Below are 12,215 nucleotides of genomic sequence, written 5' to 3'. Positions count from 1 at the left end.
GGTCAGTTCAATTTTTTGATGCGTGGCAGCCAGAGGGCAACGCCTTGTGCGATGCCTTGGTAGGCCGTGTCAAATGCTTCGCTGGATTGGCGATAGGGGTCGGCAATGTCAAATTGCCCATACAGGCCCAGGCGAAACACTTTGCCGCGCACTTGCGGGTAGAGCTGTTCGAGTTGGGTTTTGTGCTCTTGTTCCATCACCAAAATCAGTTCGGCTTGTTGGCACATGACGCTGGTGACTTGCTGCGCCCGGTGGGCTTGCAATTCGAGCCCTTGCTCTTTGGCCACACGGATGACTTCGGGGTCGGCCGGGTAGCCGACCATGGCGCTCAGGCCGGCTGATCGGACGTGGTGCTCGGGCAGTTCACGCGCCAACAAGGCTTGGGCCAAGGGGCTGCGGCAAATGTTGCCCACGCACAGGGTCAGGATGTGCCGCATGCCTTCAGTTGCCTGTCACGATGCGGGTGGTGGTGACAGCTTGGGCGCTGGGCAGGACCAGGCTGATCACACGGTTCCATCGGACAAGGGGCACGGGGTCGACATAAATCACGTCGCGTGCTTGAAGTTCAAACCCGGCAGACAGGGCATAGGCCAGGGGTGATTTGGCGTTGAGGTGGTACAGCTCGGGTTGCTCGGGGTTGGCCGTGCGCACCACAAAGATTTGGCGCGGGTCGGCCGAATTGGGGTTGATGCCACCGGCTTCGCTCAGGGCTTCGTTCAGGGTGAGGCGACCGTTGCGCAGTGACTGGGTGCTGGGGCGCAGCACTTCGCCCAGCACAAACACTTTGGCATCTTCGCGGCCCAGCACGCGCACGAGGTCGTCGTGGCGCAGCATGATGTTGGAGGGGTTGATGCCTTTTTCAATGAGCTGCGGCAGGTTGACGGTGGCGGTTTTGCCGTTGCGTGTGACGGCAATGGCGGCGCGGTCGGCCGTGGGGGTGAAGCCCCCTGCCCTGCCAATGACTTCGGTCAGGGTCATGGGCATGTCGTTGATGGGCATGGTGCCTGGAGTGCGCACTTCACCGTCGATGTGAATGCGGCCACTGCGAAACGCTTGCACGCGCAAGGTGACTTGAGGTGCCTTGATGTATTCGGACAGCCGCGAAACCAAGAGGTCGCGGGCTTGGTATTCGGTGAGTCCTGCCAGCTTGAGCGTGCCCACATAGGGGAACTGGATCAGGCCGTCGGGGCTGATGTTGAAACCGCTGTTGGCCGCGTCACCGCCGCCTTGGGTGCCGGTGGTGGTTTGTGAAAACTCGGGGTGGCCCCAAACCATGATGCTGATGACGTCGCCAGCGCCAATGAGGTAGGGCTTGGGTTTGTCGAAGAGCTGTTTGACGGGCTCGGGAATGTCGTTGGATTGACTGGCGCGTTGTTGACGCAACAACTCGGGGGTGATGCTGAGGAGCGAGCCAGGCGGTGGCGCGTCGGCAGGGTCAAAGGCCGCGTTGAGCCATTCGGGGCCTGCACTGTTGGTGCCTGTGTAAAACCCAGGCGCGTAAGCACAGCCACCCAATGCGGCTGCGGCCAACAGGGGCATGGCCCGAAGGAATAACTGTTTCATGAGGCGCAAGCTTGAAGAGGGCTTGTGGTTTGTACGTAGGCCATTGGGGGGTTTTGAATGGCGAACAACGCTTTGAGAAGGTTTTGAGTCATTGAAAAGTATTCACAAATACTCAAAAAACCATGGCTACCGCAGTACCGTCAACGTTTGAGGCACATTTCAGACATTCAATGTTAAAAACAATAAATCTGTGAGGGTTAGTATATTTGAGAATCATTGCAAGGCTGTGAAAGTAACAATTTACACATAGTTTAATTTTTTGTGCCTTGTGTTGAATAATATTGATAAATTTGTAGATATTTATAGTTATTGAGATATAAATAGTTCATTTAAAATTTTTTGTGCCCAAATGTAAAAATTTCACGGACGTTGGGGCTTTGCTTGATCGGTTCAAAGTGGAATAACGATTGATGAAATTTGTAAAAGTTGATCGTTATGTTGGGTGTTGGAGGGTGTGCCAACGAACACATCGGCCTTCGGATTTCGCCCCTTGTAGGAGCCCCGCCCCCGGGGCGATTGTTTTTTCCCCCTTGTAGGAGCCCCGCCCCCGGGGCGATTGTTTTTTGCCCCTTGTGGGAGCCCCGCCCCCGGGGCGATTGGTTTTTCCCCCTTGTGGGAGCCCCGCCCCCGAGGCGATTGGTTTTTCCCCCTTGTGGGAGCCCCGCCCCCGGGGCGATGGTTTTTTTCCCCTTGTGGGAGCCCCGCCCCCGGGGCGATTGGTTTTTTCCCGTTGTGGGAGCCCCGCCCCCGGGGCGATTGGTTTTTTCCCCTTGTGGGAGCCCCGCCCCCGGGGCGATTGGTTTTTTCCCCTTGTAGGAGCCCCGCCCCTTGGGCGATTGGTTTTTTCCCGTTGTGGGAGCCCCGCCCCCGGGGCGATTCTTGGTGATCCGCAACGCTTATCGCGACGAGGGCGTCGCTCCTACAGGGACATGCCCCTGCATTTGTGAACCCGGGTATGCCCCTGCCTTTTGTGGACCCCGGAGATGCTCTGCCTTTTGTAGGAGCCCCGCCCCCGGGGCGATTCTTGGTGGTCCGCAACGCTTATCGCGACGAGGGCGTCGCTCCTACAAACACCCCCCCTGAGCGATGTGGATCAAACCCAGATGGCATCCCAATGTGGGTAGAGGCCTACACGCGGCACCAAACCTGCACGGACGGGATTGGCAACCACATACCGAGCCAAAGCGGGCAGGTCTTCCTCTTTGCGAACGGCATGGTCGTGAAATCCTTTTTGCCAGACAGGACTTCCAAGCTGCCTGGCGCTGATGGATTTGACACCCGACATGCATTTCGACAAATCGTTGTTTGGCCCCAGTTGCATGAGCCAATGCAAGTGGTCAGGCATGACCACAAACGCCAAGGTGTCGGCGTGCTGCAACTGCTGGGCTTGTTGAAGGCAATGAATCACGCAACGTGCGGCCTGGAAATCTGCAAACACCGGCTGTCGATCCACCGTGACCGTTGTGAGCAAATAGATTTGCCCCGTCAGCGTGTACCGACCTGTCCGCAAGTTGCTCGAACGTGGCTTGTTATCCATCTTGCACCTCCCTCTTTTTTAAATTATTGGAGTGGGGGTGTAGGGCATGCAAGGTGAATTTAAATCAATAGTTTATGAATTTGTAAAAGTTTGTTCATTAACCGGGCGCGGCACACACGGTTGCGATCTGTTGTGTGTCTTTTGTGGGAGCCCCGCCCTCGGGGCGATTCTTGGTGGTCTGCGAGGCTTATCGCGACGGGGGCGTCGCTCCTACAGGGGGAATGCCCTGCGTTTTGTGGGAGCCCCGCCCTCGGGGCGATGGTTTTTTCCCCTTGTGGGAGCCCCGCCCTCGGGGCGATTCTTGGTGGTCTGCGGGGCTTATCGCGACGGGGGCGTCGCTCCTACAGGGACATTGCCCTGCCTTTTGTAGGAGCCCTGCCCTCGGGGCGATGGTTTTTTGCACCTTGTGGGAGCTCCGCCCTCGGGGCGATTCTTGGTGGTTTGCGGGGCTTTTCGCGACGGGGGCGTCGCTCCTACAGGGACATTGCCCTGCCATTTGTAGGAGCCCCGCCCTCGGGGCGATGGGTGGTGGTCTGCGAGGATTATCGCTACGAGGGCGTCGCTCCTACAGGGACATTGCCCTGCCATTTGTGGGAGCCCTGCCCTCGGGGCGATGGTTTTTTGCCCCTTGTGGGAGCCCCGCCCTCGGGGCGATTCTTGGTGGTCTGCAAGGCTTTTCGCGACGAGGGCGTCGCTCCCACAGGGACATTGCCCTGCCTTTTGTGGGAGCCCCGCCCTCGGGGCGATTCTTAATGGTCTGTGGGGCTTATCGCGACGGGGGCGTCGCTCCTACAGGGGGGCAAGGCGTTGAGGGGTCAGCGGGCGCGCATGGCTTTGAGGATTTTTTGGCCGCCGCGGCCGTTGGGTTCCATGCCCAGACGTTGTTGTTCGGCGCGGATGGCCTCGCGGGATTTGTCGCCCAACATGCCGTCGACCGGGCCGATGTCGTGACCGCGCATCGCCAGCAGGCCTTGCAGCTCGCGCCGCTCGGCGCGTGACAGGCCGGCGTCATCGGTTGGCCAGGGGGTGACGAAGGGGCCCGCACCGCGCAGGCGGTCGCTCAGGTGGGCAATGGCCAGGCCGTAGCTTTCGGCCGCGTTGTAGCTGTAGAGCGCGTCGAAGTTGCGGGTGACCAAAAACGCTGGGCCGTTGGGCCCCGCCAATGTGAGCAGGCCGACCGAGCCCAAACTGGCAGGCAAGGCTGAGCCGTCTACCCGGCGCACGCCCCGCGCCGCCCAGTCGGCCACCGGGCGTTTGCTGCGGCGGCCCTCTCCCGCCAATGAGATGCCAGCGGGCAGCTTCACTTCGATGCCCCAGGGCAAGCCACTTTGCCAGCCCGCACGGGCCAAAAAGTTGGCGGTCGATCCGAGCGCGTCCACGCTGCTGTCCATCAGGTCGGCGCGGCCGTCGCCGTCAAAGTCCACCGCCAGGCGCTCGAAAGTGCTGGGCATGAACTGGGTGTGGCCAAACGCTCCCGCCCACGAACCGATCAAACGCTCGGGCGCGATGTGGCCAGCCTGCAAGATGCGCAGCGACGCAAAAAACTCACCCCGAAAATAGCTTTGCCGCCGCCCGTGACAAGACAGTGTGCCCAGCGCCTGAACCAGCGGGTATTTGCCGAAGGTCTGGCCAAAATTGCTTTCGACACCCCAAACCGCGACGACCGTGGCGGCATCCACACCAAAGCGTTGCTCGGCTTTTTCGAGCGCTTGGCGGTGCTCGCTCAGGCGGGCAACACCGTCGGCCACCCGCTCTTCGTCGACCAAGGCCGACATGTAGTCCCATATGGCGTTGCGAAATTCGGGCTGAAAGTTGAGTTTGTCGATGACGCTGAAGTCGGCTTGCAAGCCCGTGGTGTGGCGCGACCAGGTGGCGTCGCTGACTTTGCCGCTGCGGGCAGCTGGGCGCAACTCGGCCATGCAGGCCGATAAATCGGTGCTTTGCGCCCAAGCATTGGGGGCCAACCAAGCGGTGACCAGCAACGCAGTCATGCCGGCCAACCGCAGCATGGCCTGGGGGCTGGGCGTTTTTGAAGGTGTTGTCATGTTGAAAATTCCCTGAAGTTTTGTAGGCGTCTGAATGCGCGGCTGCCAATGTACAGCGTCATGCAAATGAACGGTCAAAGGCTTGAACTTGGTGGAAATTTTGTAAATTTAAATTACGTTTTATTTAATGTAAATTTTGTTTTGAATTTACTGATTTAAATTTCAATTAATTTATTTGAAACCTATATTTCATTTAAAAACTCAGATTCACATTTTTTGTAAAAGCAAATAACATCGAGAACCCGAACAAAGAATGGGGATCTGACCCCAATTTTTAAGCCTCGCAGACCACCACCCATCGCCCCGTGGGCGGGGCTCCTACAAAATGCAGGGCGCTTCCCTTGTAGGAGCGACGCCCTCGTCGCGAAAAATCCTCGCAGACCACCACCCCTCACCCCGGGGCGGGGCTCGCACAAATGCCAGCTAGCGCCACGCAACGAGGTTTTTTAGGGGTTAGGACCTTCGCCGTACAACCAAGGCACATCCATCACCCGCTCGCCCATGAAGCGCATGGTCAGGTTGCGGCCGATGGCTTCGAGGCCTCGGGCGTGGAAGATTTGGCCGTTACGCACGGCTCGCGCTTGCACGCGGGCATTGCGTTCCCAGCGCTGTTCGGCATAGGCCTGAAGTTGCTCTTGCACCGTTTGGCCATCTGTGCTGAGGCATTGCGCCACCACATGCGCGTCTTCGATGGCCATGCCTGCGCCTTGTGCCAGATAGGGCAGCATGGCGTGGGCCGCGTCGCCCAGCAGGGCCACGCGGCCTTGGACCATTTCACTCGCGGAGCTTAGGGGGGGGCTGTTGTGCAGCGCCCACTTGCGCCAGGCGGGCACCGAGGCCAATCGTTCGTGCAAATCACGGCCCACTTTGCCCATGGACTGCATCAGTTCCCGGGTGTCTGCGTCCTGGTCCCAATTTTGAAATTGCTCGGGCTTTTTACCGTGCACGATGGCCACCAGATTGAGCGATTCACCCCCGCGCACCGGGTAATGCACCACATGCAGCCGGTGCCCCATCCACACGGTGACTTGGTCGCTGCGCAGGTGCGCAGGCAAATCGGCCTGCGACACCATGGCCCGGTAAGCCAGATGCCCAGAAAAACTGGGTCGGTCGGTGACCAGCATTTGGCGACGCAAGACGCTCCACAAACCATCGGCAGCGATGAGCGCGCTGGCGTAAATGGACTGGGGCCCATCGGTTTGCACGTACACCCTTTCGGGCTTTTCGTACCAGCCTCGGATGTTCTGGCCCAACCACAAGCCGACGCCGTCGACTTGAGCCCCTTTGTGTAGCACACGGTGCAAGTCGGCCCGGTGCACGGTGACGTAAGGCGCGCCGTACAAGGTTTCAGCCCGTCCCGCCAGTGGCAAGGTGCCCAGTACCTTGCCGCTTCGGGCATCACGCGCTTGCAGTTGCTTGGGGTAAGCGGCCACCTTCGCCAGAGCGTCGCCCAGACCCCAGGCCTGCAAAATGCGCGTCACATTGGGCCCCAGCTGGATGCCCGCCCCCACATGCGAGTATTGCGGGGTTCTCTCGATCAGCTGTATAGCCATGCCTTTTTGGATGCATGCAATGGCAGTGGCCAGTCCGCCAATGCCGCCGCCTACCACCACGAGCTTTTCACGATCAATTATTGACATGGGTTAATTTTGTCTTGGGCTTGAAGCGGAGTACCTGCTTGCGAAGCCGTTATGGATGCATTCTTGTCATGGCTCCATTGTGCCTTGAGCTTGAAGTGCTCAAAAAATCGGGCAATTGAAAACCATGACCACGATCAACTCTCTTGAAGTTTGATGACCTGCGAGTTCGCAACAAGCACGCAGACACCATGTCGGGGTTCAAAACGCCGGCTTTCTGTAGGGAAACGGGGTGATCACATCAGCCACGCCCATCACGCCCCCATCAGCACCGGCAGGCCTTGCACCGCCGAAAAGTCACGATCGTGTGTGACCAAGGCTGCCGCGCCGATGTCGAGCGCCGAGGCCAGTTGCACCGCATCGGGCAATTTGAGGCGGTACTCCACGCGCAACTGGGCCGCCAGACTGGCCACGGCGGGCGTCATGGGCACAACTTGGTATTGGTTCAAGGCGTTTTCGTAGCGTTTGGCCAAGGCCGTTTGGCCTGCCTTGAAGGGTCCGGTCAGCACTTCGGCCAAAGTGATGGTGCTAAGGGCCAACTGAATTTGGCCCCGTTCAGCGGCCTCAAACAGGCCCACAAAACGGGGGGCGAATTCGACATGGTCTTCGAGCAGGTAAATCCAGGGCGCGGTGTCCACCAGCACGGTGGCCCCCTCATTCAGGCCGCACCAAAGCGACGCCGATGGACGGACGCGGGTGGCCATTGCTCAAACCCATTCATCGCGCAGCTGCGACACCGCCGAGGCCGCACCCTCAGGCCACAGGCCGCGCCCGGAACCCCGCAAGGCCAGCACACCACCCTGCTTGAGCGCACGGATCTGTTGATCGCGCCACTGCTCGACCGGCACCACCACCGCCACCGGCTTGCCGTGGCGCGTGATCACGCTGCTGTAACCCGCCACCGCCTCTGAGGCGATGAGTGGCAACTGCGCCCGGGCTTGTTCGAGTCCGTATTGCGGGGTGTCTGACATGGCCAACTCCTTGATTTATGTACAGACTGTACAGAAATAACACATGCCTTGTCAAACGCCCCATTGGGCCGTGCCTGCCTTTTGTAGGAGCTCCGTCCCCGGGGCGATGGGTGGTGGTCTGCGAGGCTTTTCGCGACGAGGGCGTCGCTCCTACAGGGGACAATGCACCGCATTTTGTGGGAGCCCCGCCCCCGGGGCGATTTTTGGTGGTCTGCGAGGCTGATCGCGACGATGGCGTCGCTCCTACAGGGGACAATGCACTGCATTTTGTAGGAGCCCCACCCCCGGGGCGATGGGTGGTGGTCTGCGAGGCTTTTCGCGACGAGGGCGTCGCTCCTACAGGGGACAATGCACTGCATTTTGTAGGAGCCCCACCCCCGGGGCGATGGGTGGTGGTCTGCGAGGCTTTTCGCGACGAGGGCGTCGCTCCTACAAGGGACAATGAACCGCATTTTGTAGGAGCCCCGCCCCCGGGGCGATGGGTGGTGGTCTGCGAGGCTTTTCGCGACGAGGGCGTCGCTCCTACAGGGGATAATGCACCGCATTTTGTAGGAGCCCCGCCCCCGGGGCGATGGGTGGTGGTCTGCGGGGCTTTTCGCGACGAGGGCGTCGCTCCTACAGGGGACAATGCACCGCATTTTGTGGGAGCCCCGCCCCCGGGGCGATGGGTGATGGTCTGCGAGGCTTTTCGCGACGAGGGCGTCGCTCCTACAGGGGACAATGCACCGCATTTTGTAGGAGCCCCGCCCCCGGGGCGATGGGTGGTGGTCTGCGAGGCTTATCGCGACGAGGGCGTCGCTCCTACAGGGGACAATGCACCGCATTTTGTAGGAGCCCCGCCCCCGGGGCGATGGGTGGTGGTCTGCGGGGCTTATCGCGACGAGGGCGTCGCTCCTACAGGGGACATTGCTCTGCATTTTGTGGGAGCCCCGCCCCCGGGGCGATGGGTGGTGGTCTGCGGGGCTTATCGCGACGAGGGCGTCGCTCCTACAGGGGACAATGCGCCGCATTTTGTAGGAGCCCCGCCCCCGGGGCGATGGGTGGTGGTCTGCGCGGCTTTTCGCGACGAGGGCGTCGCTCCTACAGGGGACAATGCACCGCATTTTGTAGGAGCCCCGCCCTCGGGGCGATGGGTGGTGGTCTGCGAGGCTTTTCGCGACGAGGGCGTCGCTCCTACAGGGGAAAGCTTGCTCACTGTAGGTGCCCTGACCACAGGGAGCCCCTGCTTTCAGCGCCCATTCAAAGGATAAGACGGGTCGTTGTAACCCGGCGTGGATGGATGGCCTGGGGTCACCAAGCTGTTGACCAGGGCTTCGTCTTCGGCGGTGATGCTCACCTCCAGAGCGCCTGCGTAGTCTTGCCACTGCGCCAGCGTGCGGGGGCCGGCAATGACGGCGCTGACATGGCGGTTGGCCAGCACCCAAGCGGTGGCAAAGTGCGCCAATGAAACGCCTTTGGCCTCGCAATGTTGACGCAGCGTTTGCGCAATCTGCAGCGACTCTTCGCGGAACTCGGTCTCCAAAATGCGCTTGTCACCCCGCGCGGCACGACTGCCTTCGGCGGGTGTTTGGCCGGGCGCATATTTGCCTGTAAGCACGCCGCGTGCAATCGGGCTGTAGGGCACCACGCCCAGACCGTAATGCCCGCAGGCCTCCAGAATTTCCACCTCGGGCAAGCGGTTGAGCAGGTTGTAATAAGGCTGGCACACCACGGGGCCGGGCATGTTCATCTGGCGGGCCATGTTGACCATCTCGGCAATGCGCCAGCCCCGGAAATTGGACACGCCCCAATAGCGGATCTTGCCGTCGCGCAGCAAGGCTTCGATGGCCCGCAAGGGCTCTTCGAGGTTCATGCCGTTGTAGTCGCGATGCAAGTAATAGATGTCGAGGTGATCGGTGTCCAGCCGACGCAAGCTGTCTTCGCAGGCCCGCAGCATCCAGCTGCGCGAATAACGGCTTTCGTTCGGCAAGGACGACATGGCATTGCCCACCTTGCTGGCCAAGACCCATCGATGGCGTTGACCCTTGAGCACTTGGCCGACGATCTCTTCGGATTTGCCCAGTGTGTAGACGTCGGCGGTGTCGATGAAGTTGCAGCCTTTTTCTTGCGCATCGGCCACGATGGATCTCGCGTCTTCGAGCGGGGTCTGGTCACCGAACATCATGGTGCCCAGGCACAGGCGGGAGACGATCAATGGGCTTTTGCCCAGGGTGGTGGTTTTCATGTTGGGGTCCTTGGCATAGGGAGTCGGATGTGAAAGGCTAATCCGAATGCATGGCGGATGCTGTCACCTGTGCAGAGTGTTGTGGCATGTTTTTGTGGGACAGGGGCCTGCATGATTTTGTGGGAGCCCTGCCCTCGGGGCGATGGGTTGTGGTGTGCAAGGCTTATCGCGATTTTGTGGGAGCCCTGCCCTCGGGGCGATGGGTTGTGGTCTGCGAGGCTTATCGCGACTTTGTGGGAGCCCCGCCCTCGGGGCGATGGGTTGTGGTCTGCGAGGCTTATCGCGACGGGGGCGTCGCTCCTACAGGGACATTGCTCTGCATTTTGTGGGACAGGGGCCTGCATGATTTTGTGGGAGCCCTGCCCTCGGGGCGATGGGTTGTGGTCTGCGAGGCTTATCGCGACGGGGGCGTCGCTCCTATAGGGGACATTGCTCTGCATTTTGTGGGAGCCCTGCCCTCGGGGCGATGGGTTGTGGTGTGCGGGGCTTATCGCGACGGGGGCGTCGCTCCTACAGGGGGCATTGCTTTGCATTTTGTGGGAGCCCCGCCCTCGGGGCGATGGGTTGTGGTGTGCGAGGCTTATCGCGACGGGGGCGTCGCTCCTACAAAATCGCGACGAGGGCGTCGCTCCTACAAAAACGGGGCGGGGGTGTTGCTCCTGCGGGGGGCGGTAAAAGGCTTACGCCAAGCTGTCTCTGCTGGGACATGGAAGGCCATCGTGAAGAAATTAGGATGTGGAATCGGTGAATTCATGCGGTGTCGATTTGGGATATCGAGCGACATCCATACCGTTCATCGTGTGCGCAGTCGATTTTCTTCATCCAATTATCAGGAGACAAAACAATGAGTCGCAAGAACCTTGTCATGAAACTTTCGCGTGTGGTTGCATCGTTGGGCTTGATGTATGCAGCATCGGGCACGGCCTTGGCCCAAGAGACATTTCGCGTGGGCATTGTGAGTTTTTTATCCGGCCAAGCCGCCGACAGTTTTGGCATTCCCGCCGTCAATGGTGCAAAAGTTCTGGTCGACGCTTTCAACAATGGTCAGGCACCTGCGCCCTTCAACAAAAAGGGTTTTGGCGGCATGAAGTTTGAAGCCGTGTATGTCGACGAAGCAGGCGGTGCGACCAAACAAGTGCAAGAACTGCGCAATTTGTATGACCGCGAAAAAGTCGATGCGGTCGTGGGCTATGTGGGTTCAGGCGACTGTCTGGCCGTGGCGCCTGTGGCCGAAGAAATGAAAAAGTTTCTGATTTTGTACGACTGCGGAACACCTCGGATTTTTGAAGAAAAGTCCTACAACTACGTCTTCAGAACCGCAGCCCACGCCACCATGGACAACGTGTCTTTGGGTCGGTACCTCAAAGCGAAAAACATCAAGGTCGACAACATCAATTACATCAACCAGGACTACGCTTGGGGACATGATTCATTGAAGGATTTTCAGCTGACCGCAGAGCAGTTGTTTCCTGATTCCAAAACCCAGCAAGACTTGCGCCCCAAGTTCGGCGCCGGTCAATATGGCACCGAAATCTCTTCGCTTTTGTCCAAGCCAGCCAGCATCACCCACTCGAGTTTGTGGGGTGGTGATTTGCAGTCCTTCATTTTGCAGGCAGCACCACGCGGCGTGATGCGCCGTTCTCAGCTGATCCTTTCTGCGGGTGACCACGTTCTGCCGGGCCTAGGCGACAAAATGCCCGATGGTGTGATTTTGGGTGCTCGTGGTGCGTATGGGCTGATGTCGCCAGACACGGCGCTCAACCGTTGGTGGTTCAAACTGTACGAAGACAAGTACAACACCATCCCCGTGCAAGCCCCCTACCGCATGGTGCAGGCTTTGCTGGGCCTGAAACTGGCCACAGAAAAAGCCATGGAAGCCAACGGTGGCAAAAAGCCCAACCACGAGCAGTTGGCCGCCGCCATGAAGGGCTTGAGCTGGGAATCGCCTGCGGGCACGATCCGAATGGTCAACGGCAATGGTCACCAGGCCATTCAAGAAACCGCGATCGGTCGGACCAAGTACAACCCCGCCAAAAAACGGGTGGACATTGTGGACATCCTTCGCTTTCCCGCCGAATGCGTGAACCCGCCTTCGAACATGAGTTCAGAAGAGTGGATCAAGAGCGGCTTCAAAGGTGCCAAGTGCTGAGCTGAATCAGCTCACTCGACCCTGCCTCATTTTTTCATGAGGCAGGGTCGCTGGCCACGTCACATTTGCGCAGGTCAGCCCCATGGGGC

9 protein-coding genes are annotated in these 12,215 nt (G+C 59.6%); 1 reads left to right on the top strand and 8 read right to left on the bottom strand.

From position 1 onward, the window contains the following. Positions 1 to 2: 2 nt before the first annotated feature. The 8 genes from B9Z48_RS10165 to B9Z48_RS10130 form a co-directional block, all read right to left on the bottom strand. Complete coding sequence (locus B9Z48_RS10165; RefSeq protein WP_089958003.1) at positions 3 to 437, bottom strand: low molecular weight protein-tyrosine-phosphatase; 435 nt, start codon at positions 435 to 437, stop codon at positions 3 to 5. A 4-nt stretch (positions 438 to 441) separates the two neighbouring features. Next, complete coding sequence (locus tag B9Z48_RS10160; RefSeq protein ID WP_199233491.1) at positions 442 to 1,563, bottom strand: polysaccharide biosynthesis/export family protein; 1,122 nt, start codon at positions 1,561 to 1,563, stop codon at positions 442 to 444. Positions 1,564 to 2,656: 1,093 nt separating this feature from the next. Then, on the bottom strand, positions 2,657 to 3,100 hold the full coding sequence (locus B9Z48_RS10155) for a transposase (RefSeq protein ID WP_089963891.1): 444 nt from the start codon (positions 3,098 to 3,100) through the stop codon (positions 2,657 to 2,659). A gap of 815 nt (positions 3,101 to 3,915) precedes the next feature. Beyond that, positions 3,916 to 5,145 carry a lytic murein transglycosylase gene (locus tag B9Z48_RS10150; protein ID WP_108378125.1) on the bottom strand — a complete coding sequence of 410 codons (1,230 nt, stop codon included), beginning with the start codon at positions 5,143 to 5,145 and terminating at the stop codon, positions 3,916 to 3,918. Positions 5,146 to 5,591: 446 nt separating this feature from the next. Then, a complete protein-coding gene (locus B9Z48_RS10145) occupies positions 5,592 to 6,785 on the bottom strand; it encodes an FAD-dependent monooxygenase (RefSeq protein ID WP_108378123.1) in 1,194 nt (397 codons plus the stop codon). 251 nt (positions 6,786 to 7,036) lie between these two features. Then, positions 7,037 to 7,486 carry a PIN domain-containing protein gene (locus B9Z48_RS10140; RefSeq protein WP_108378121.1) on the bottom strand — a complete coding sequence of 150 codons (450 nt, stop codon included), beginning with the start codon at positions 7,484 to 7,486 and terminating at the stop codon, positions 7,037 to 7,039. A gap of 3 nt (positions 7,487 to 7,489) precedes the next feature. After that, positions 7,490 to 7,753: a type II toxin-antitoxin system Phd/YefM family antitoxin gene (locus B9Z48_RS10135; RefSeq protein WP_108378119.1), complete on the bottom strand. Its 264-nt coding sequence runs from the start codon at positions 7,751 to 7,753 to the stop codon at positions 7,490 to 7,492. Positions 7,754 to 8,981: 1,228 nt separating this feature from the next. Further along, positions 8,982 to 9,977 (bottom strand): aldo/keto reductase, encoded by a 996-nt coding sequence (locus tag B9Z48_RS10130; RefSeq protein ID WP_108378117.1) that lies wholly within the window; start codon positions 9,975 to 9,977, stop codon positions 8,982 to 8,984. Between the two features lie 865 nt (positions 9,978 to 10,842). On the opposite strand from B9Z48_RS10130, the gene B9Z48_RS10125 reads away from it, so the two are divergent. Further along, positions 10,843 to 12,126, top strand: a complete 1,284-nt coding sequence (locus B9Z48_RS10125) for an ABC transporter substrate-binding protein (protein ID WP_194944925.1) — start codon at positions 10,843 to 10,845, stop codon at positions 12,124 to 12,126. Positions 12,127 to 12,215: the final 89 nt, after the last annotated feature.

This window comes from Limnohabitans sp. WS1 (assembly GCF_003063265.1).
Lineage (GTDB): Bacteria > Pseudomonadota > Gammaproteobacteria > Burkholderiales > Burkholderiaceae_C > Limnohabitans_A.
The sequence above is the reverse complement of the archived record's forward strand: the minus strand, read 5'-3'. Positions and strand labels throughout refer to the sequence as shown.